Genomic DNA, 20,744 nt, shown 5'->3' on the forward strand with positions numbered 1-20,744 from the left:
TGATCCCCTGTGCCTGCTCGTCATGTCGCCGTGATCGGAACCGGCTACGTCGGACTGACCACCGGTGCCTGCCTCGCCTCCCTGGGCCACTCCGTGGTGTGCGCCGACGCCGACCCGCACAAGGTCGAGCGGTTGCGCGCGGCCCGGGTCGACATCCTGGAGCCCGGTCTGCCGGAGACCGTGCGGGACGCCCTGGAGGCGGGCCTGCTGGAGTTCACCGGCGACACCGCGGCCGCCGTCGCCGAGGCGGAGGTGGTGTTCCTGTGCCTGCCCACACCGATGGGAGCGGGCGGCGCGGCCGATCTCGCGGCAGTGGAGGCCGTCGCCGGGCAGATCCGCGAGGTGCTGCGCCCCGGCTGTGTCGTCGTCAACAAGTCGACCGTGCCGGTCGGCACCTGCGAGCGGGTCACCGCGCTCCTCGGCCGGGCCGACGTGACCGTGGTGAGCAACCCGGAGTTCCTGCGCGAGGGCCGCGCCGTCCACGACTTCCTGCACCCCGACCGCATCGTGATCGGCGCCGCCGACCGGGACGCCGCCCGCCAGGTCGCCGACCTGTACTCCGCCCTGGACGCGCCGTTGGTGCTCACCGACCCGGCGAGTGCCGAACTGACCAAGTACGCGGCGAACTTCTTCCTCGCGATGAAGCTGTCGTTCGCCAACAACCTCGCCACTCTCTGCGAACGCCTGGGCGCCGACATCACCGACGTCACCGAGGGCATCGGGCAGGATCCGCGCATCGGCGCGGCGTTCCTGCGGCCCGGGCCGGGCTGGGGCGGCTCCTGCCTGCCCAAGGACACCCACGCCCTGTTGACGGTGTGCGACCGGTCGGGGGTCGACTTCCCACTGCTGCGCGCCACCATCGAGACCAACGTCACCCACCAGCGCCGGCTCGTCGAACGCGTCGCCGTGGCGTGCGGGCGCGGTGAGGGCGGCTCGCTGGACGGCGTACGGCTCGCCCTGTACGGCCTGACCTTCAAGGCCGGCACCTCCGACCTGCGTGACTCGCCCGCGCTCGCCGTCGCCCGGCTGCTGCGCGACCGGGGCGCCGAACTCACCGCGTTCGACCCGGCGTTGCGCGAGGGGCGAACCGACCTGAGCGACCTGGTCGAGCTCGTCGACGACCCGGTGCGGGCCGCCGAGGGAGCGGCGGCCTGTGTGGTCCTCACCGAGTGGCCGGAACTGCGGGACCTCGACTGGGCGGCGATCGCCGCGCGCATGACCGGCCACGAGGTCCACGACTTCCGCAACCTGCTGGACGCGGACCTGCTCGCCCGGGCCGGGCTGACCCTGCACGGCATCGGACGTGCGAGCACCGCGGCGCGGGTGGCGTGACGCGGGAGCCGCACGACTGCCGTGAAGCGGGAACGGGGCGGCCGGGGATCCGCCACCGGCACCCCGGCCGCCCCGCCGCCCCCTGACCGCGCCACTCCTCCCTGTGCCACTCCTGCTGTCCAACGAGAGAAAGGCCCCGCTCATGCGCGTTCTGTGCACCACGCTCGGAAGTCCCTCCCACGGGCGTGCCCAGCTGCCTCTGCTGCGCGCCCTCGCCGAGGCCGGGCACCAGGTGCTGGTGGTCACCACCGACGCCCTCGCCCACGTCTTCCGTGACGACGACGTGACGGTGAACGCCGCCTTACCGCGGTTCGACCCGCTCGCCATGATCAGTTCGTACGCGGCCGAACTCCCGGACACCATCGACCTGACCGGCCCGGCGCCGGCGCTGTCCCGGTTGCTCATGCGGGCCTTGGCCGGGCCCGGCGCCAAGCCCCACCTGGACATCCTCCTCCCCCTCGCCCGGGAGTTCCGCCCCGATCTGATCCTGCGGGACGGCATGGACATGAGCGCGGTGCTCACCGCCGAACTCCTCGGTGTGCCCCAGCTGCCGACGCCCTCCGGGTTCAGCAACATCATGGACCCCTCCGAAGTGCTGCCGCTGCTCAACGAACGGCGGCGGGAGCTGGGTCTGCCCGAGCGGGACGATCCGCTGTCCGTCGTACCGCACGGCCGCGTCGACTACGTACCCCCCGCCTTCTCCTTCTCCCGGCACCTGCCGCCGACCTGGTCGTACCGGCAGACCGTGGACGTCGAACGGCACGCGGTGCTGCCCCGCTGGGCCGCCGAACTGCCCACGGACCGGCCCCTGGTGTACGCCGCCATCGGCACCGCCCTGCCTACGCTGCGGGAGCAGGCGGCGGACCGGACCGCCCCGTCGCCGGTGAAGATGCCGGACACCGCCGAAAGCCTGCGCGCGATCGTGGGGGCGGCGGCCGGCCTGGAGAACTGCACCGTGATCGTGTCGACCTCCGGCATCCCCGTGGACACCGGAGATCTGCCCGGGCACGTACACGTCACCGAGCGCATACCGCAGCCGCTGCTGCTGGAGTCGGTGGACCTGTTCGTCACCCACGGCGGCTTCAACAGTGTGCGCGAGGCCCTGCGGACCGGCACGCCGCTGGCGGTGCTGCCGCACTTCGGTGATCAGCACGCCAACGCGGAGCGCGTGGAGGAGCTGGGCGTGGGCCGCCACATCACCGACCGCAGCGCCGAGGGCATCGCCGGTGTGTGCCGCGAGCTGCTCGCCGATCCCGCTCCCCGGGCCCGGGCCCGGTCGGCCCAGCTGGAGATGCTGACACTGCCGGACGTCGGGCAGGCGGTCACCGACCTGGGCGGCCTCACCGGATAGCCCGCCTGCCTCCGCGCACGGGTGGCCGTACCCGTCACCCTGTCGGTACCCGTACCCGGAAGACGGGCAACGGCCCCCCGGCGCCTGTTGCGCGCCCCGGCATAAACCCCGATCTCCCACCCCTCAGGACGACTTGTGACCTTCTCCGACACCCGGCAGCAAGGCGCGGCCGGGGACGTGCCGGGGCGGCTCAGCCACCGGCAGATCACCACGGTCATGTCCGGTCTGGTCCTCGGCATGTTCCTGGGGGCCCTGGACCAGACGGTGGTCGCGTCCGCGCTGCGGACCATCGCCGACGACCTGCACGGGCTGACGGCCCAGGCGTGGGTGACCACCGCCTACCTGATCACCGCGACCATCGCGACACCGCTGTACGGCAAGCTCTCCGACATCCACGGCCGCCGGCCCGTCTACCTCGCCGCCATCGGTCTGTTCACGGCCGGCTCCCTGTTGTGCGGATGCGCCACGTCGATCCACGAACTCGCGGCCTTCCGTGCCGTGCAGGGGCTCGGCGGCGGCGGGCTCATGTCGTTGGCCATGACGATCGTCGCCGACATCACCACCCCGCGGGAACGAGGCCGCTACCAGGGCTACTTCATGGCCGTGTTCGGGGGCGCCAGCATCGTCGGACCGCTGGCGGGCGGGGCCCTCGCGGACCGGGGGACGCTGCTCGGCATCGACGGCTGGCGCTGGATCTTCCTGCTCGACGTGCCGCTCGCCGCGGTGGCCGCCGTGGTGATCGCCCGCGTCCTGCGGTTCCCGCACCGGCGGATACGGCACCGGCTCGACCACCCCGGAGCCCTCGCCCTGGCCGCCGGGATCGTGCCGCTGCTGACCGTCGCCGAGCAGGGCCGCGCCTGGGGGTGGGGTTCACCCCGGGCGCTGCTCATGTACGCCGTCGGGGCGCTGGGGCTCGTCGTCTTCGTGCTGGTGGAGCGGCGGAAGGGTGACGCCGCGCTGCTGCCGCCGCGGCTGTTCCGCATCCGCGCCTTCCGGCTGGGTGTCGCCCTGCACTTCATCGTGGGGATCGGCATGTTCGGTGCGATGACGACACTGCCGCTGTACCTCCAGATCGTGCGCGGCATGAGTCCGATGGCGGCGGGGCTCGCCACCCTTCCCACCGTCGCCGCGAATCTCGCCGTGACGCTCCTTGTGGGCCGGTTGATCGCGCGGACCGGCCGGTTCAAGACGCATCTCGTCGCGGGCATCGGCTCGTTCACCGCCGCAATGCTCGTCTTCGCCACCCTGCGGGTGGACAGCCCGCTGTGGTACGCAGCGCTCGGGATGGCGTTGATGGGCGCGGGGCTCGGTGCGTCGATGCAGACGCTCACCACGCTCGCGCAGTCCGAGGTGCCCCGCACGGAGATGGGCGCGGCTACGGCGTCGGTCAACTTCTTCCGGTCCAACGGCGGTACGGTCGGCACCGCCGCCTTCCTCTCCCTCCTGTTCTCCACGGCGGCCGGCCGGATATCCGAGCGGCTGGCCGAGGCCCGCCACGACCCCGCCTACCGCCGTCTGCTGGCCCGGCCCGACAACGCCCACGCCCTCGCGGGTGTCCTGCGCCCGGGCGGCGGCGCCGACCTGGAGGACTCGGCCTTCCTGCGCGCGCTCGACCGGGACGCGGCGCTGCCGTTCCTGGAGGGGTACGTCGCCTCCATGCGGGTCGTCTTCCTCGCCGGTGCCGCGGTGACCCTGGTCGCGTTCGTGATCGCGTCCTGGAGGGTGCCCGACGTGACGCTTTCCGACGAGTAGCCCGCGGGCGGTGGTGCCGGCCCGGACGGTCGGCCGGAGATCGGACCGTCCGACGGCACGGGGGCGGTCGCAGGGTCCGTCGACGCCTGGAACCACGGCCGGCGCGGGCGCATCGAGGCCGCCCGCGGGTTCGCGGGTCGTCGTACCCGGGGTCAGGCCTCTGCCCTGCAGAAGGAGCGTCAGCCGACGCTCCGAATCCGCCCTTCAGTCGCGGCTGAAGACATAGGCGCGTTCCACCCGTGCGATCTCCACGCTGTACGACGAGTACCAGCGTTCACGTCCGAGCCGCTGCGCTTCGAGATGCTCGGGATGGGCCTTCCACGCCGCTATCGATGCCTCGTCCGCGTAATAGATGACGACGATGTCCCGGCCGGCCTCGTCCGTCAGCGACTCGCGTCCGAGATAGCCGGGCTGTGCCTCCCCGAGTTCGGCCATGCGCTCACTCATCGCCGCGTAGCCTTCGAGGTCCGCGGACGGCCGGGTGGTGATGATCACCGCGTAGTAGGGCGGTCGGGGGCGGACGAACGGGGTGGTCATACGAGGAGCCCTCCGTCGGTGAGGCGCACAGGACGCCCAGGCTACTGTCAAGATCCTTTGTTGGCCACCGGGTTGGGCGACCAGGCCCGGCGGATCTGGCCGTGGACGGTGGCGGTGGGGGTGGGGGTGGCCGGGGCGGGGCGGACTCCGCACTGGACGAGGCGGTTGCCGTGATCCGTGCGGCGAGAGCCGAGCCCGGGAGAGCGTGGGAGGGCTCGGGCGCGGTGGCGACGGCGTGTACCCGCTGTCCCGGCTGGTCCGTGCCGTAGGAGCGGGGGGATCAGGGCTTGAGGAGGGTCTTGATGGCACGGCGCTCGTCCATCGCCTTGTAGCCCTCGGCGACCTGTTCCAGGGGCAGGGTGAGGTCGAAGACCTTGCCGGGGTCGATGCGGCCGGTCAGGACGCGGTCGATGAGATCGGGCAGGTAGCGGCGTACGGGGGCCGGGCCTCCGCGCAGGCCGACGTGGGAGAAAAACAGTTCCTGGCCGTCGATCCGCACCTCGTGGGGTACGCCGACGAAGCCGACGGTGCCACCGGGGCGGGTGGAGTGCAGGGCCTGCTGCATGGCCTGGGCGGTGCCGACGCACTCCAGGACGGAGTCGGCGCCGATGCCGCCGGTCAGCTCCTTGATCCGGGCGACGCCCTCGTCGCCGCGCTCGGTGACGATGTCGGTCGCGCCGAACCGGCGGGCGAGCTGCCCGCGGGTCTCGTGGCGGCTCATGACGATGATCCGTTCCGCGCCCCTCTCCTTCGCGGCGATCACCGCGCACAGGCCGACCGCCCCGTCCCCGACGACCACGGCGGTGGAGCCGGGCCCGACCTCGGCGGCGTCGGCGGCGTACCAGCCGGTGCCCATCACGTCGGAGACGGCCAGCAGACCGGGCCAGAACTCCTCGTCCGGCACCTCGTCGGTGGCGACCAGCGTGCCCTGGGCGTTGGGGATACGGACGTACTCGGCCTGGCAGGTGCTCATGAACTCGCGGTCGAGGCAGTTGGACTGCCATCCGTTGCGGCAGTTGGCGCAGGTGTTGTCCGAGGTCGCGAAGGAGCCTACGACGAACTGGCCGGGCCTGACCGCGGTGACCTCGGCCCCGACCTCCTCGACGAAGCCGACGTACTCGTGGCCCATCGGGTGCGCCGCGTCGGTCGCGTCCAGGCCGCGCCAGGGCCACAGGTCGGAGCCGCACACACAGGTGACGGCCGTGCGGATGATCGCATCCGTCGGCATCAGGATCTTCGGGTCGTCCAGGGTCTCGAACCGCACGTCGCCGGGGGCGTGGATCACTGCTCCGCGCATGGGGGGAAGTCCTTCCTGTTCGCTGGAGGGCCCGGGGCCTGGGGGGCGGTCCTCGGACAGTCGTGTGTATGCAGGTGCGCATCAGGTGCCGGCGGGGCCGCCGCTGTCCTTCGCGCGCTGCCGGCCGGGTGTCCCCGGGGGGCGGCGGCGCCGTCCCGGGGAGTGCCTCTGTTCCAGGTAACCGCGCATTCCGGCGGGCAGCGAGTCACCGGCGAAAGGGCTGGCGGGTCCCCTCGGCGCGTGCCGGGGTGCGCCGGAGCGAGGTCGCCTCGTCTGCCGACATGAGCGTGGTGTACGACGCGAAGCCGGAGCGGGGCAACCTGGCCGGCCCCTCCCCCGCCGTCCTCGAAGCCGTCGCCCGCGCCCTGCGACGGGACGCCGCCGAACGCGCCCGCCCGCTGCTCCCGGCCCAGGCCGCCGACGGCTCCGGCACCCTCCCCCGGCCCCCGGCGCCGCCCCACCGCCCGGCGGTGGACCCCGCACCGTGGCCTGCAACGGATGGCGGTGGCCATCCTGCGCCGTGAGGCCGGCCGCGACCCCCACGACAGGGACCTGCACGACCTCATCGGGGGCCTTTCCACCCGCAGCGAGGAGTTCCGCACCCGCCGGAGCGCCCATGACGTCCGCCGCCACGGCACCGGAACCAGCGGTTCCACCACCCCGCGGTCGGCGACGTCACCCTCGCCTGCGAGTCCCTGGACCTGGCCGCCGAACCCGGCTCCCCAGCGGGGCTGCGCCTGCTCGCCTCCCTGGCCGCCACCAAGGACACCGACCCAGGGGTGCGGCACCCCACCGTCCGAGAGCCCCGCGCACGGGACCGCGCCCCCGTGGGCCCGGCGAGCCCGCGCTGCTCGCTCAGAGCGCGGTGCCCGTCTCCCGTGCCGGCGTCCGCAGGAGACGGTCCTGGAAGGCCTGGTCGTGGACCGCGGGGTGCGGCTGCACGCGTCGACGGTGGTACCAGTACCCGCCGGTGGCCAGGGCCTCGGGCTCGTCGCTGCAGGCCAGCCACACCTGTGTCCGGTGGCCGAGTGCGAGGTCGTCCGGGGCGTTCGGTCCGCCCATCCTGGTCGGCACCCAGCCCGGGTCCACGGCGTTGCTGAGCACGTCGGGGCGCAGGCGGGCCACCGCGGCCGCGAGCGTCGTGACGAACAGCTTGCTGTCGGCGTACGACCCCGCGCTCCGCCCCAGCCAGTCGACCCCGTCGAGCGAGGGACGCCCGCCGAGGTGCGAGCCGCTGCTCAGGTACACCAGGCGTCGAGGGCCGCGGAGCAGGGCCGTGAGCAGGTACGGGGCGACGATGTTGACCGGGATGACCGCACGCCCGCTCCACACTCCGGCGTTGTGGATCACCGCGTCGAGGGGTGCGGCGTCGTTCAGCTCGGCGGCGACGCTCCGTACGGCGTCACGGTCCTCGAAGTCGCCGACCACGAGGTGCGCCCCCCGGTCGACCAGTGGGTGGAGGGTCGTCGCGCGCTCCTGGTTGCGGGCGTGCACCACGACCTCGTGCCCGGCGGACAGGAGCGCGTCGGCCGCGGCACGGCCGAGGCCGTCGGTGGAACCGGTCACCAGGATCCGACTCACGGTCGCACCGCCTCTCGTCCGCGCGACGTCCGGCGCGGTGTCGGGAGGAGGCCGGTGCCGGGACGGTGAAGGTCGTTTCGGCCCCGTCCATGACTGTACTCGCGCCGGAACGCTTACTTCCGTTCGGACGTGTCACCGCTTCACCGTCCGGCGGATGCCGTGGACCGTCGGGGGCGCACGGCCGGCAGGCACCACTTCCACGGCGGCGGCCGCCTCCCGCGGATCGGCGAGAAGGGCCCCGCCCGTGGCCCCCCGACCGCGGGCAGGGGGCAGGCGCGCGGTGCACCGGCCGGTCGTCCGTCCGCCATGAGGGCGAGTCCCTTGGCGGGGCAGCGAAGAGGCACGCCGACGGCAGCCTGGAGGGTTCGTTCACGGCCGTTGGCCGGTGGTGCATCCGTCTGGTCACGGGGACCGCTTGTCGAGAACGCCGAGGAAAGCCGACGCCACGAGGGCGACAGCGCGGTCGTCGTCGTGGGCCAGTTCGCGCAGGATCTCCAGCGCGGTGTTCCCCGGCAGTTCGACCAGGGCCTGGGTCAGGCGTATCCGCGTCGCCGAGTCCGCGGTGGGCGCGGCCAGTTGCCCGGCCAGTGCGGTCGTGATCCGTTCCGCGCACCGGGGGTCCTGGGACAGCGCTCCCAGGACCTCCGCCGCGTCGACGTCATGGGAACCCTCGAGCACCATGCCGACGAGGGTCGGCACGGCCGCGGTCACACCGCGCCTGCCCAGCGCGAGAGCGGCCTGCCCGCGCACCGCCGCGTCCGGGTCCCCGAGCGCGTCGGCGAGCACCGCGGTCGCTCCCGGGACCTCGGCCATCCCCACGATCGCCAGCACCGCCCGCCGCCGGATGCGGACGTCCTGCGAAGCCATGCCGGCGGCCAGTACCGCCACGCCGTCGCCGCCCGACCGGGCGAGCGCCCAGCGCAGGGCGCCTGCGACATGGGGGTCGGATTCCGACAGGACCGCCCCGGCCAGGAGTTCGGCGGGCACCGACACGCTGTGCGGGCGGGTCAGGACGGCCTGCTGTCTGCGTGCGGGGCTGGTCGAGTCGAGCCCCTGCATCAGCTCGACGATGCGCAGGACGTCCTGCCAGCCGGTGGGTTCCGAGGCGTCGACGGCACGGAGCCGTTCCAGCAGCTCCTGCTCCCGCCGCAAGCGGTCCTCCGTCCACCGGATGAGGTCGCCGACCAGGGCCGACGGTGTGAACGCCGGGTCCTGGAGCGCACGGCCGATCTGCTTGAGCGAGAGCCCGAGGGACCGCAGGCTCTCCACGTGGAAGATCCTGCGGACGTCCTCGGCGGAGTACTCGCGGTAACCGCCCACGGTTCGGCCCGTGGGGCGCACCAGCCCCAGGGCGTCGTAGTGCCGGAGCATCCGGCTGCTCACCCCGGAGTGACGGGCCACTTCACCGATCAGCAATCCGCGGCCTCCGCAATCTCCGCGACCTCCGTGGTCCCGGCGGCGCTCGCCGTCCCGGCGGTTCCCGGCGCGGCCGAGGCGGCGGCAGCGGCTCCTTCCGGGCCCAGTGCGACGACTCGCCCGGCCTCCTCGACAGCAGCGTCGAAACCGGCCTCCGGGTTCTGCCGGAGCAGTTCGGTGGCACGAGCGTGCGCGGCCACCACCGGGTCGGGATGCGCCTCCGCCCTCCGCACGACGGGCTCGGTCACGTCACCGAGGTCCACCAGGGCCCGGCTCAGGCTCAGCCGCGTCTCACGTCCTCCGCGCCCGAGTTGCCGGACCAGTTCGTCGGCCAGGACCTCCTTCGCCTCCTCGGGCACGAGGACGACGGCGACGCGCCACGCGGTCCGCGCGACCTCGTCGTCGGCGTCACGCAGCAGGTCGCGCGTGATCCAGGCCCACGCCCTCTTGTCGGCGATCTTGGAGAGCGTGTGCAACGCCTGGCTGCGGGCCTGAGTGCGCTCGGAGTCGAGGTCCCGCCGGATCCGGGGAAGGGTGATCTCCGGCGGGAGGCGGGTCAGCGCCCAGGACAGCATGTCCCGCACGAAGAAGTCCGGCTCGATCGCGCACCGTTCGATGAGGGGCTCCAGGAACCCGGGGTGGGGGTTCGAGCCGGCCGCCAGGGCCGCCTGTAGCCGGACCGACGAGTCCTCGGCGCTGAGAGCAAGGGTGATGCGGGTGTTCCGCGGGGTTCCGTCTGTCGTGTTGATCGGGACCACCTCCAGCACCCAGGGCACACCTTATCAACGTGTCAAGGTCAAGCCCGGTCCTGGACGGTCGGTGCGCCGGGAGCGCACGCCCCGCCGCGCGCTCCCCCATGGACCGCGCCAAGACGACCGAAACGCGGGTGTTCGCGGTTCCGGCCGGGTCGTTGAGCCGTACGCAGCGGCTTCACCACCGACGAGGGGGACCACGTTGACTTCGCCCACGACACGAACACCCACGCCGACTGTCCGGACGCCGAGCCGGCCCGGGCCGGGAGGTGCCCTGTGAAGCGGTTCTTCGGGCGTGTGCAGATGGCCGAGCCGGAGGTCTCCGACGCCGAGAAGGAACTGTTCGGCGGCCCCTTGCGCTACGACTTCGGCTGGTCGGAACACGAGCGCGCCTGGCTCGACCTGACGATGGCGTCGGCTCTGCGCTCCATGCCCGGTCTGGTCGCAGCGACCTTGCGGATGGCGTGGCGGGCCGACCGCCGCGCTCTCCTGGTGGTCGCCCTGAGCGAGATCGGGCAGGGTGTCGCCGCCGCGGTCGGGCTGCTCGCGGTCAATGCCGTCATGCACGCGCTGCTCGGCTCGGGCACCCCCGGGCAGCGGTTGCACGCGGTGCTGCCGGGCTTGTTCGCCGCCGCCGCGGCGGCCGTGGTCAACTCGGGCCTGGCCGGCTGGTCGACCTCGCGGGCGGGCCGGCTGGAACCGCTGGTCGAGCGGATCGCCACGACCCGGTACCTGGCCGCCGCCGCGTCCGTCGAGCTGGAGGCCATCGAGGACCCGGAGTTCCGGCGGCTGATCGACGTCGCCCAGTTCGGCGCCGGATCCGCCCGCCGCATGATCAGCGCCTGCGTGCCTGAACGGGACCATCTCCCTGGTCTCGACGGCCGGCGTCCTCACCATCCTCCACCCGGTCCTGTTGCCGATGCTGCTCCTGATCGCGGCGCCTCGCGGCTGGGGTGCGATGCGGGTGGCGCAGGAACGGTACGTGTCGGTGATGTCCTGGGTCGAGCATGTGCGGGCCAGCCGCCTCATCGGGCAGCTGCTCACCGAGCGCACGGCCGCGCAGGAGGTGCGCATCCACGCCGTCGGGCCGTTCCTGCTCAGCCGCTACGAACGCATGGCGGAGAGCGCCGAGGCCGAACAGGAGCGGCTGGCCGCCGGCAAGGCCGTCACGGAGTGGGTGGCCGCCGCGCTGTCCGGCCTCGCCATGGCGGCGACGTACGCGGCCATGTACCTGCTGATCACGAGCGGGCACATGAGCCTGGCGGTGGCCGGGACCGCCGTCATCGCCGTCCGCTCCGGCTCGGCCAGCCTGGGAGCGCTGGTGATGAACGTCAACCAGCTGCACGAGGAGTCCCTCTACGTCCGCGACCACGCCCGGTTCCTGGACGAGGCGGCACGACGCACCATTCCGAGCGGGGGCGATCCCGTACCGGCACGCGTGGGTCAGGTCGTCCTCGACCGGGTCACCTACCGCTACCCTGACCGGGAAGCTCCCGCGCTCGACGAGGTCTCGCTGACGCTGCCCATGGGCGCGGTCACCGCCGTGGTCGGCGAGAACGGGTCCGGCAAGAGCACGTTGATGAAGGTGTTGTCGGGCCTGCTGCTGCCGCAGAGCGGGACCGTACGGTGGGGTGAGGCCGATGCCGCCTCCCTGGACCGCTCCCAGATCTTCGACCGCGTCTCGCTGCTCACCCAGGACTTCCAACGCTGGCCGGTGACGGCGGCGTTGAACATCCGGATCGGCCGGCCCGCCCGCGAGGCCGGCCCCGACGACCTGCAGCCGTCCGTCGACTACGCGGGGGCCGGGCCGGTCGTCGCCAAGCTCCCCGACGGACTGCGCAGCCTGCTGGCGCGGATGTTCCGCGGCGCCAGCGAACTCTCCGGCGGCGAGTGGCAGAAGATCGGCCTCGCCCGCACCCACTGGCGCAGCTCCACCTCGGACGACGACGGCGTGCTCATCGTGGACGAGCCCACCTCCGCCCTCGACCCGGAGGCCGAGATCGCCGCGTTCGACCGCATCCGCCGGCTCGCCGCCCCGGACCGGGCCGTCGTCCTGGTCACCCACCGCATGTCCGGTGTCCGCCACGCCGACCGCATCTACGTCCTGCACCAGGGACGGCTCGTCGAACAAGGGGGCCATGACGAACTGATGGCCGCCCGGGGCCGCTACGCCTCGATGTTCGACGCGCAGGCCGCCCAGTACGCCCCCTCGGGCACCGTCCCCCGTCCTGGCTCGCCCGCCGTCGCCGATCCCGCGTGACGGTCGGGCACGATGCCGGCGCGGTGCGGGACCGACGGGACCGGCGCGTCAGCCGGTGAGGGTGCGGTCGAGGAGGGGGAGCAGGCGGTCCCAGTGGAGCCGGAGTGCGGCGGGGTCGAAGGCGTCGGTGTCGGCCATGGTGAAGCCGTGGACGGTGCCGGGGTAGATCTCGGAGGTGTGGTCGACGCCCGCGGCGTCCAGTGCCCGGTTGAGCCGGGCGAGGGCCTCGGGCGTCATGTCGGTCGCGGCGTGGCCGAGGTGCACCCGGGCGGTGATCCGGGAGAGGAGGGAGTGCGGGCCGTCGGGCTCGTCGGCGCCCACGGGGCCGTGGAACGCGGCGACGGCGGCCACCTGGCCGGGATGGGCCGCGGCGGTGCGCAACGCCACGAGGCCGCCTATGCAGTAGCCCGTCACCGCGACCGGCCCGGGAGCGACCTCGGGCTGGGTGGTGAGGAACCCGAGGTAGGCCTCGGCGTCGCGCAGGACGCGTTCGGTGGTGTGCGCCTCGATCAGGGGCATCAGCCGGGCGAAGACCGCGGGCCTGGCGTCTTCTCCGATGTGCTCGGGGAGTTCGATCACCGGCGCCGGGCCGTGCCGGTAGAAGAGGTTGGGGACGAGCACGTAGTACCCGTGCCCGGCCAGTTCGCGGGCCAGCTCCCGCAGCACGGGCCTGATGCCGAAGCCGTCCGCGTACATCAGCACGCCGGGGTGCCGCTCGTCGTGGTCGGGGAACGCGGCGAAGGCGTCCGCCCGGCCGTCCTCGGTGGGGATCAGCAGTGTCTTGGTGCGCATGAACTCTCCTGTCGTGGTTGATGTGTCGAGCCTGTGATCAACACGACGGAGGTGGAGCACGCGCGGCCGCGGCGTGGGCTCCTCTGCCGGACACCGGGCCCCCACCGGCCCGTACGGCGCTCAGAGGAGCACCGGGTCACCGATCCGTGTGTGGCGTGATGCCGTCCCGGTTGTCATCCCGCCAGCCTAGTCCGCCGAGCAGAGCCTGCGCGACGCCTTTACGCACCGCGGGCGGCAGGCCCGGCGCCGCCGGTGCACGGTGATCGCGGTGGAGCCGGGGCCAGGGGCGGCCGATGGAGCCGGAGACGGCCGAGAGCCGGAGACGGCCGGAACGATCAGCCGCTTCCCCGCTCTCCCCGGGTGAACTCACGGATCCCGGGCGGCCGGCCGCCCTCACCCCCGCGAGCGCGAGGTCATGACACTGGTCTCCGCCGGCCTGTCCGACGACGAGATCGCCGAACGCCTCTGCGTCACCCCGGTCACCGTCGGGACGCACGCCAACCGGGCCATGGCCGAACTCGGCGTCCGGGACCGCGCCCGACTCGTCGTCACCGCCTACGGGACCGGCCTCTTGCGCGCGGAGGAGACCGGTCTGAGGGCGCCTCGCCCGCGCCCGGACCGAAAGCCGTTCAGTCACCGCTTCGACCTGCGTGCGTTCAGGCAAGGGAGCGACTGTCGTCGGTTCCCTGGCATGCCCGCCCGTCAGGCGGCGAACACCTGTGAGTCGTCGGCGAACGCCTTGAACTCCAGGGCGTTGCCCGCCGGGTCAAGGAGGAACATCGTCCACTGCTCGCCCGTCTGGCCCTCGAAGCGGACGTGGGGCTCGATGACGAACTCGGTGCCCGCCGCGCGCAGCCGGTCGGCGAGCTCGTGGAACTCGGCGATCGTCAGGATCAGCCCGAAGTGCGGCACGGGGACGTCGTGTCCGTCGACCGGGTTGTGCACGCGCCGGCCGCCCCCGGGGGCGAGGTGCGTGACGAACTGGTGCCCGTGCAGGTTCCAGTCCACCCACGTCTCCGCGCTGCGGCCTTGCGTCAGGCCCAGGACGTCGCCGTAGAACCGGCGGGCGGCGGCCAGGTCGTCGACCGGCACGGCCAGGTGGAAGCGCGGGATCGGCGAGTCGAGAACGGTCATGGCAACTGCCTTCCTGGTGGCAGGCGAAGGGCCGTGGTCCAGCTCACCTGTCCCCACCCCCCGCCTTTTGTCCTGATGTTGACATTCCGACAACGGGGTGAATGTTAACGTCGGCACATCGGGGAGGTGGGCAGGTTGAGCGAACGGGGTCGTGTGGCTCCGGCCCGGCGCCGCGGTCTGGCCGAGGAGGTGGCGGACCGCATCAGGGAGGCCGTCTTCGACGGGACGTACGCCCCCGGCGCGCAACTGCGCGAGGTCGAGCTGTCCGGCGACATGGACGTCAGCCGCGGTCCGGTCCGCGAGGCCCTGCGCCTGCTGGAACGCGAGGGCCTGGTCCACTGCGCCTGGCACCGCGGTACGACGGTGACCACGCTGTCGGCAGCGGACGCGGAGGAACTGGACAGCCTGCGCGGCGCGTTGGAGGACCTGGCCGTCCGCCGGATCGTCGCGCGGGCCTCGGACGAGGACCTCGCCTCCCTCGCGAGGGCGGCCGAGACGATGGAACGGGCCGTGGACCCGCATGAGTTGGTGCGCTGCGACATCGCCTTCCACGACGCGGTGTTCGCCGCCGCCGGCCACCAGCGGCTCACCGATGCGTGGAACGGCATCCGGTGTCAGGTCCACCTGTTCCTGCTGACCCGGATCGGGCACCGTACCGAGGACTACCTGGACCGCATCCCGGGCGAGCACCGGGAGCTCGTCGCCGCGTTGCGCGCCCGCGACGCCGGCACCGCGCTCGGCCTCTTCGCCGTACACCGGCGCCACGCGGTGGACGTGGTCAGGGGCACCACCCAGCCGGGCTGAGCGTGCCGTCGTGGGCGAGGGTGGTGGTTCCGAGAATCGTCCAGCCCGTCCGCCGCGACCAGCGCCTCACCGGGGTCCTGCCGGGTGCTCCGGCCGGGCGGACGGGGTGCGCCGAGTGGGCGGCCGCATGGCGACGACCGCAGCACGGTCCCCCTCCCGCGCTCCTGCCCGAACAGTCCACACGCGCGAACGCCGGCCGTTCGCGATGGGCCGTCTCGACGCGCGTCCCAAGAGGCTGAGCCCGGGCGTCGGTCCTCCCGCACGCCCGGGACCAGCGTCCGGCGCGACCCGGTCGTTTCCGCGTACCGGCCGAGGGCGCCGGGACATCAGCCGGTCGGGGCGCCCTCGTCCGGTGTCGTCCCGGGCCGCGGGAGACGCGGGGCAGGCCAGGCCGGATCCCACCGCCAGGCCGACCATGCGTCGGCGTCGGCGAACGGGCCGGAGCGCTCGGCGAGCATCGCGAGGACCTGGGCGCGGGCGGCGTCCACGGCCTGGTGCTCGGTGTCGGTGACGATGCCGAGCCGTCGCACGTGCGCGTACTCGTCCTCGTCCTTCCACTCCCAGCTGCTCAGGTCGGGGGCGACCACCAGATCCACGGTGAGGTCGAAGGTCGTGAACCCGTCCGCCGTCCGACGGGTGGGACGCTCGAAGTTGACGTACCAGTTCCGCAGCCCGGCGCGGGTGTAGAAGGCGTTGACGCTGAACCACGCCGTCGGCGGCTTCCACAGCAGCAGCTCGGTCTCCTGCCAGTGCGCGGCCGCGAGTTGCCACGCACCGTTCGCCATGGCGTCGAACGCCTCCGTACGCATCGAACGGTCACCGCCGGCGCGGGCCTTGGCATACAGCACGGGCCAGCGGACCTCGGCTCCCGGCGGGCACGCGGTCACCAGGGCTTCGTCCGTGTCGGCGACGACGCGCAGGGCGTGCTCGCTCCACACCCGGCCGCCACGGTGGACGTCACGCCGTACGACCGTCTGTCCCGTTCCGAAGCCGCGCACCGCTCCCCTTCCGCCCGCCACCACCGGCCGGCGGCCCGCCAGGCCGCCTCACGGAGAAGCATGCCCCGGGGCGGCCGCGACGCGCCGCTCACGGTCGGGCGCATACTTTCCGTGAGGACACCCGGCAGCGGAACGGGAGCCGCACGTGATCACTCCGCAGATCGACTACCAGGCGCTGTTCGCCGTGACGCCCAGCCCGTATCTGGTCCTCGACCCCCATCTGGTGGCCGTCGAGGTGAACGAGGCGTACCTGCGCGCGACGGGCCGGAGCCGCGAGGAGCTGATCGGCCGGTACATCTTCGACGTCCATCCCGACAACCCGGCGGACCCCGCGGCCGACGGTGTCCGCAATCTGGCCGCCTCCCTGCGACGGGTGCTGTGCTCCAAGAAGCCGGACACGATGGCGGTGCAGAAGTACGACGTCCCGGTCTCCGGCCGCCCCGGAGTGTTCCGGGCCAAGTGGTGGTCGCCCGTCAACACTCCCGTCCTGGGGCCCGACGGAGAGGTCGCGTGGATCATCCACCGGGTGGAGGACATGACGGAGTTCCTGCAGACCAGCCCTCCGCGCGCCGGGCCGGAGGGCCCCTGCGGTGACAGGGCCGCGATGGAGGCGGAGCTGTACTCGCGCGCGCAGGAACTGCAGCGCCTCAACGAGGAACTCCGCGAGGCCCACCACCGGGAGCGCCGCACCGCCGTCACCCTCCAGGAGGCCATGCTGCACTCCCCCGATCTGGCCGGGCACCAGGACATCGCCGTGCGTTACATGCCGGCCGCCCGGTCCCTGAACGTCTGCGGCGACTGGTACGACGTGGTGGACCTGACCGAGGGCCGCTTCACCGTCGCGGTCGGTGACGTCGTCGGCCACGGCCTGGAGGCCGCCGCCGTCATGGGCATGCTCCGCAGCACCCTGTCCGCCGCCGTCCGGGCCCTGCACGAACCGGGCACGGCGATGGACGTCGTGAGCCTGTACGCCCGGACCTGCGAGGGCGCTCTGGCCGCGACCGCGCTCCAGGCCGTCATCGACACCCGCCGCCGGCGCATCACCTACACCAGCGCCGGCCACCTGCCGCCCGTCCTGTCCCGGCCGGACGGCACCACGGTCCTGCTCGACCAGGCCACCGACCCTCCCCTGGGCGTCCCCGTCGGCCACGTCCCGCGCCCTGAGGCCGCACTCCCCTACGCCTCGGGCGACACCCTGGTGCTCTACACCGACGGGCTCGTGGAACGCCGCGACGAGGACATCGACGCCGGTCTGCACCGGCTCGCGGACACCCTCGCCCGCCATGCCCGGTCCGGCCCCGAGCAGCTGGCCGACACCCTGCTCACCCGTCTCGGCGTGGCGGACGGAGGCCGGGACGACATCGCTTTGATCGTCGTCCGTCTGTAGGCGGTGGCGGTGCGACCACGACACCCACCGGGGGCGCCCAAGGGAATGCGGCGGGTATCCGCGCCGTACTTCGCTAGGGTCGTCACGGCCACCGGGACGGCCGGCCGTCAGCCCGTGAGGAGTTCGCAATGCGCGACTACGACTACGACCTCGGCGGCCACGGCCGACGCGTGACGACGGCGTCCCCCGAGGCACAGACCTGGTTCGACCGCGGCCTGACCTGGACGTACGCCTTCCACCACGAGGAAGCCGTCCGCTGCTTCGAGGCCGCTGCCGCGGCTGATCCCGGCTGCGCCATGGCCGAGTGGGGCCTGGCCTACGCCCTGGGGCCGAACTACAACAAACCGTGGGAGTTCTTCGACGAGGACGACCTGGAACGGACGGTGGAGCGTGCGCATGCCGCCGTGCGGCGCGCGCGGGCGAAGGCGGCCGGTGCCACGCCGGTCGAGCAGGCGCTCATCGGTGCCCTGCAGGCCCGCTACCCTCGGGCCTCGGCGCCGGACGCCGGGGACTGTCCGGTGTGGAACACCGCCTACGCCGACAGCATGCGAGCCGTGCACCGCCTGGCCGGCGACGACCCGGACGTGGCCGCCCTGTACGCCGACGCGCTGATGAACCTCACCCCCTGGCGGCTGTGGGACATCCGCACCGGCCGGCCGGCCCGGGGCGCCCGCACCACCGAGGCCAGGGCCGTACTCGAAGAGGCGATCGCCACGGAGGCGGGCGAGCGGCACCCCGGGCTGTTGCACCTGTACGTCCACCTGATGGAGATGTCCCCCACCCCCGAGGCCGCCCTGTCCGCCGGGGACCGGTTGCGCGGTCTCGTACCGGACGCGGGTCACCTGCTGCACATGCCCTCGCATCTGGAGGTGCTCTGCGGCGACTACCGCCGTGTGGTCGACGGCAACACGGCGGCGATCGCGGCCGACGAGAAGTTCGCGGCCCGGGCCGGCGCGATGAACTTCTACACCCTGTACCGGTGCCACAACCACCACTTCAAGATCTACGGCGCGATGTTCCTCGGCCGCTTCCAGGACGCGCTCGACGCGGCGCAACGGCTGGAGGCGTCCGTACCGGAGGAACTGCTGCGCGTGGACAGCCCGCCCATGGCCGACTGGCTGGAGGGCTTCCTGGCGATGCGGGTGCACGTGCTCATCCGCTTCGGGCGCTGGGAGGACGTCCTGCGCCTCGCGCTGCCCGCCGACGCGGAGCTGTACTGCGTGACCACGGCGATGCTCCGGTACGCGCGCGGGGTCGCGCTCGCCGCCACGGGCCGGATCGGCGAAGCGGAGCGGGAACGCGAACTGTTCCGGGACGCGGCAGCCCGGGTCCCCGCGACTCGGATGCTGTTCAACAACACCTGTACGGACATCCTGGCGATCGCGGCGCACATGCTCGACGGCGAGCTCGAGTACCGCAAGGGTGCGTACGAGGCCGCGTTCGCGGCGCTGCGCCGGTCGATCGAGCTGGACGACGGCCTTCCGTACGACGAGCCGTGGGGGTGGATGCAGCCCACCCGCCACGCCTACGGTGCCCTGCTCCTCGAACAGGGCCTGGTCGAGGAGGCCGAGGCCGTCTACCGTGCCGACCTCGGACTGGACGGCACCCTGCCCCGCCCGCTGCAACACCCGGGAAACGTCTGGGCGCTGCACGGCCTGCACGAGTGCCTGGTACGGCTGGACAGGCAGGGGGAGGCACAGCTCGTGGCCCAGCAGCTGAGGTTCGCCGCGGCGGTGGCGGACGTGGAGATCGAGGCGTCCTGCTTCTGCCGGCTCCGGTCCTCCGGGCACCCGGCCGGGGACGGCGGATGCTGTGCCGGGGACTGCGGATGCCGTGCCGGGCAGGGCTGAGGCCGGAGCACTCACGTACTCCGGCCCCCGGCCCCTCACGCCGGCCCGGAGCCGGGGTCACGACCGGATCAGCGGGGCTGTTTCCGGGGGGAGCAGGGGTCGCAGCAGGAGGGGGCCGGTTCGACGCAGACGGTGACCGCGTCGGTGTTGGCCGTCAGGTCGGGGTCCTTCTCGTTCGCGGTGGCGGTGGCGGTGTTGGTGATCCGGCCGGATGCGGTGGCCTTGGCCCGCAGGGTGAGGGTCGCCGTGGATCCGTCGGGCAGGTCGCCCACGGCCCACTGTCCGGTGGCCGGGTCGTAGGTTCCGGACGTGCCGTCGGCGGACAGGAAGGTGAGGCCGTCCGGGAGGCGGTCGGTGACGGTGACGCCGGTGGCCTGGTTCGGGCCGGTGTTGCGGACGGCGACGCGGTAGGTCACGGTCTGCCCGACGGTGACGGTGGTCGCGTCGGCCGCCTTCGCCACGGAGAGGTCGGCGGCCGGCTCGACGTCGGTGACCTGCTCGTCGGACGTGGCCGTCAGGGGCTCCGGGGACGGGCCGAGCCGGTTCTCGTAGGAGGCGGAGGCGGTGTTGCTGATCTGCTTGCCGCCGCTCGCCCGGTCGATGACGACCCGGTACTCCACGGTGGTGCCCGACGGTAGCGTCTCGGTGCTGGGCAGGCTGCCTCCCTGGGCGCCGGACGCCCCGTTGCCCAGATGGAAGACGACCTGGTCCGCCTGGGTGTCGTAGTACGCCTGGTCGTCGCCTTTCGCGTCGCTCTTGGCACCGGCGTTGGGGCCGTCGACCACGCGCAGGGACCCGGGCACGTACGTCGTCCCCTCCGGGACGGTGTCGGTCAGGACGACGTTCTCCGCGTTGCCCCCGCCCTCGTTCCTGGCGGTGACGCGGTACGTGACGACGTCACCCACCTCCAGCGGTCCGGCGGGCACGGCGGACTTGGTGAGCACCAGGTAGGGGGCGGTGCCGAAGAAGATGCCGTCGAGGAAGTTGCCGATACCGCGGTTGCCGCCGGCGGCGGAGACGGACCGGAAGGCGAAGCGGGTCGTGGTCTGGCCTGCGGGGACGGTGTAGGTGCCGGTGTAGTAGCCCCACGCGGTGTTGCCGTCCGTGAAGCGTCGCTGCTCCACCGGGGAGCCCGGTGCGCCGATGTCCAGCGCCATGGTGTCCTGTCCCAGGCGGCCGCGGTGGTAGAGCCGCCAGTAGAGCTTCGACCCGGGCGTGGTCGGCAGGTCCTGGTAGAGGGTGGCGACCTCGTTGGCGTTCAGTTCGGCGAACTGGGCGCCTTCGGCCGACGGCACGCCGTTGAACCCCGACCGCCATAACTCGATCCTGTGGTCGGACGCCGTGGTGAGCCAGCCCGGGACCCGCTTGGGCGCCTGGGTCTGGGAGGCGTCCGGAAGGATCTCGTAGTCGGTGACGGCGGGCTGTTCGAAGCCGCCGTTGACCAGGGCGACGCGGAGCGGTGCGGCGGTAGGTGTACTCATCGGTCTTCTCCTCGGAGTCG

Annotated in this window: 15 protein-coding genes and 3 pseudogenes; 9 read left to right on the forward strand and 9 right to left on the reverse strand. The window is 72.9% G+C overall.

The features are described 5' to 3' along the window. The first annotated feature begins 9 nt into the window (after window positions 1–9). From ACZ4VF_RS31030 to ACZ4VF_RS31040, 3 genes are all read left to right on the forward strand, one after another. Window positions 10–1,332, forward strand: coding sequence for a UDP-glucose dehydrogenase family protein (locus tag ACZ4VF_RS31030; RefSeq protein ID WP_467930138.1), 1,323 nt, complete (start codon window positions 10–12; stop codon window positions 1,330–1,332). A 142-nt stretch (window positions 1,333–1,474) separates the two neighbouring features. Beyond that, window positions 1,475–2,683, forward strand: coding sequence for a glycosyltransferase (locus ACZ4VF_RS31035; RefSeq protein WP_467930139.1), 1,209 nt, complete (start codon window positions 1,475–1,477; stop codon window positions 2,681–2,683). A 135-nt stretch (window positions 2,684–2,818) separates the two neighbouring features. Continuing rightward, complete coding sequence (locus ACZ4VF_RS31040; protein WP_467930140.1) at window positions 2,819–4,435, forward strand: MDR family MFS transporter; 1,617 nt, start codon at window positions 2,819–2,821, stop codon at window positions 4,433–4,435. 204 nt (window positions 4,436–4,639) lie between these two features. Here ACZ4VF_RS31040 and ACZ4VF_RS31045 read toward each other — a convergent pair whose 3' ends face one another. Then, window positions 4,640–4,972, reverse strand: coding sequence for an antibiotic biosynthesis monooxygenase family protein (locus tag ACZ4VF_RS31045; RefSeq protein ID WP_467930142.1), 333 nt, complete (start codon window positions 4,970–4,972; stop codon window positions 4,640–4,642). 280 nt (window positions 4,973–5,252) lie between these two features. Further along, complete coding sequence (locus tag ACZ4VF_RS31050; protein ID WP_467930144.1) at window positions 5,253–6,269, reverse strand: zinc-dependent alcohol dehydrogenase family protein; 1,017 nt, start codon at window positions 6,267–6,269, stop codon at window positions 5,253–5,255. A gap of 162 nt (window positions 6,270–6,431) precedes the next feature. Here ACZ4VF_RS31050 and ACZ4VF_RS31055 point away from each other — a divergent pair. After that, window positions 6,432–7,042, forward strand: a pseudogene (locus tag ACZ4VF_RS31055) (MmyB family transcriptional regulator); the annotation flags it as partial. An 82-nt stretch (window positions 7,043–7,124) separates the two neighbouring features. On the opposite strand, the gene ACZ4VF_RS31060 reads toward ACZ4VF_RS31055, so the two are convergent. The 3 genes from ACZ4VF_RS31060 to ACZ4VF_RS31070 form a co-directional block, all read right to left on the reverse strand. Beyond that, window positions 7,125–7,850 carry an SDR family NAD(P)-dependent oxidoreductase gene (locus ACZ4VF_RS31060; protein ID WP_467930145.1) on the reverse strand — a complete coding sequence of 242 codons (726 nt, stop codon included), beginning with the start codon at window positions 7,848–7,850 and terminating at the stop codon, window positions 7,125–7,127. 402 nt (window positions 7,851–8,252) lie between these two features. Further along, the gene (locus ACZ4VF_RS31065) at window positions 8,253–9,266 is read right to left on the reverse strand and encodes a MerR family transcriptional regulator (RefSeq protein ID WP_467930146.1); all 1,014 of its coding nucleotides are present in this window, start codon (window positions 9,264–9,266) and stop codon (window positions 8,253–8,255) included. Further along, window positions 9,260–10,033 carry a HEAT repeat domain-containing protein gene (locus ACZ4VF_RS31070; RefSeq protein ID WP_467930147.1) on the reverse strand — a complete coding sequence of 258 codons (774 nt, stop codon included), beginning with the start codon at window positions 10,031–10,033 and terminating at the stop codon, window positions 9,260–9,262. Before ACZ4VF_RS31070 ends, ACZ4VF_RS31065 begins: the two co-directional genes overlap by 7 nt. 288 nt (window positions 10,034–10,321) lie before the next feature. On the opposite strand from ACZ4VF_RS31070, the pseudogene ACZ4VF_RS31075 reads away from it, so the two are divergent. Next, window positions 10,322–12,278 (forward strand): annotated as a pseudogene (locus tag ACZ4VF_RS31075) (ATP-binding cassette domain-containing protein). 48 nt (window positions 12,279–12,326) lie between these two features. Here ACZ4VF_RS31075 and ACZ4VF_RS31080 read toward each other — a convergent pair. Continuing rightward, window positions 12,327–13,070: a dienelactone hydrolase family protein gene (locus ACZ4VF_RS31080; RefSeq protein WP_467930149.1), complete on the reverse strand. Its 744-nt coding sequence runs from the start codon at window positions 13,068–13,070 to the stop codon at window positions 12,327–12,329. A 380-nt stretch (window positions 13,071–13,450) separates the two neighbouring features. On the opposite strand from ACZ4VF_RS31080, the pseudogene ACZ4VF_RS31085 reads away from it, so the two are divergent. Then, window positions 13,451–13,647, forward strand: a pseudogene (locus ACZ4VF_RS31085) (response regulator transcription factor); the annotation flags it as partial. A 125-nt stretch (window positions 13,648–13,772) separates the two neighbouring features. Here the strand turns inward: ACZ4VF_RS31085 and ACZ4VF_RS31090 are convergent. After that, complete coding sequence (locus ACZ4VF_RS31090) at window positions 13,773–14,204, reverse strand: VOC family protein (protein ID WP_467930150.1); 432 nt, start codon at window positions 14,202–14,204, stop codon at window positions 13,773–13,775. A gap of 153 nt (window positions 14,205–14,357) precedes the next feature. Here ACZ4VF_RS31090 and ACZ4VF_RS31095 point away from each other — a divergent pair, with 153 nt between their 5' ends. Then, window positions 14,358–15,008 (forward strand): GntR family transcriptional regulator, encoded by a 651-nt coding sequence (locus tag ACZ4VF_RS31095; protein WP_467930348.1) that lies wholly within the window; start codon window positions 14,358–14,360, stop codon window positions 15,006–15,008. Window positions 15,009–15,334: 326 nt separating this feature from the next. Here the strand turns inward: ACZ4VF_RS31095 and ACZ4VF_RS31100 are convergent, their stop codons facing one another. After that, the gene (locus ACZ4VF_RS31100) at window positions 15,335–16,006 is read right to left on the reverse strand and encodes a ribonuclease FAU-1 family protein (RefSeq protein ID WP_467930151.1); all 672 of its coding nucleotides are present in this window, start codon (window positions 16,004–16,006) and stop codon (window positions 15,335–15,337) included. Between the two features lie 145 nt (window positions 16,007–16,151). On the opposite strand from ACZ4VF_RS31100, the gene ACZ4VF_RS31105 reads away from it, so the two are divergent. Both ACZ4VF_RS31105 and ACZ4VF_RS31110 read left to right on the forward strand, forming a co-directional pair. After that, window positions 16,152–17,393 (forward strand): PP2C family protein-serine/threonine phosphatase, encoded by a 1,242-nt coding sequence (locus ACZ4VF_RS31105; RefSeq protein ID WP_467930152.1) that lies wholly within the window; start codon window positions 16,152–16,154, stop codon window positions 17,391–17,393. 128 nt (window positions 17,394–17,521) lie between these two features. Continuing rightward, a complete protein-coding gene (locus tag ACZ4VF_RS31110; RefSeq protein ID WP_467930154.1) occupies window positions 17,522–19,243 on the forward strand; it encodes a hypothetical protein in 1,722 nt (573 codons plus the stop codon). A gap of 68 nt (window positions 19,244–19,311) precedes the next feature. Here ACZ4VF_RS31110 and ACZ4VF_RS31115 read toward each other — a convergent pair whose 3' ends face one another. Continuing rightward, on the reverse strand, window positions 19,312–20,724 hold the full coding sequence (locus ACZ4VF_RS31115; protein ID WP_467930155.1) for an isopeptide-forming domain-containing fimbrial protein: 1,413 nt from the start codon (window positions 20,722–20,724) through the stop codon (window positions 19,312–19,314). Window positions 20,725–20,744: the final 20 nt, after the last annotated feature.

This window comes from Streptomyces sp. NPDC029151, from assembly GCF_055564315.1.

Bases quoted from the DNA above. Each gene is read 5' to 3' on its own strand.
- ACZ4VF_RS31035 (WP_467930139.1), top strand. From the start codon at position 1,475: ATGCGCGTTCTGTGCACCACGCTCGGAAGTCCCTCCCACGGGCGTGCC.
- ACZ4VF_RS31045 (WP_467930142.1), bottom strand. From the start codon at position 4,972: ATGACCACCCCGTTCGTCCGCCCCCGACCGCCCTACTACGCGGTGATC.
- ACZ4VF_RS31050 (WP_467930144.1), bottom strand. From the start codon at position 6,269: ATGCGCGGAGCAGTGATCCACGCCCCCGGCGACGTGCGGTTCGAGACC.
- ACZ4VF_RS31080 (WP_467930149.1), bottom strand. From the start codon at position 13,070: ATGCGCACCAAGACACTGCTGATCCCCACCGAGGACGGCCGGGCGGAC.
- ACZ4VF_RS31090 (WP_467930150.1), bottom strand. From the start codon at position 14,204: ATGACCGTTCTCGACTCGCCGATCCCGCGCTTCCACCTGGCCGTGCCG.
- ACZ4VF_RS31110 (WP_467930154.1), top strand. From the start codon at position 17,522: ATGCGCGACTACGACTACGACCTCGGCGGCCACGGCCGACGCGTGACG.
- ACZ4VF_RS31115 (WP_467930155.1), bottom strand. From the start codon at position 20,724: ATGAGTACACCTACCGCCGCACCGCTCCGCGTCGCCCTGGTCAACGGC.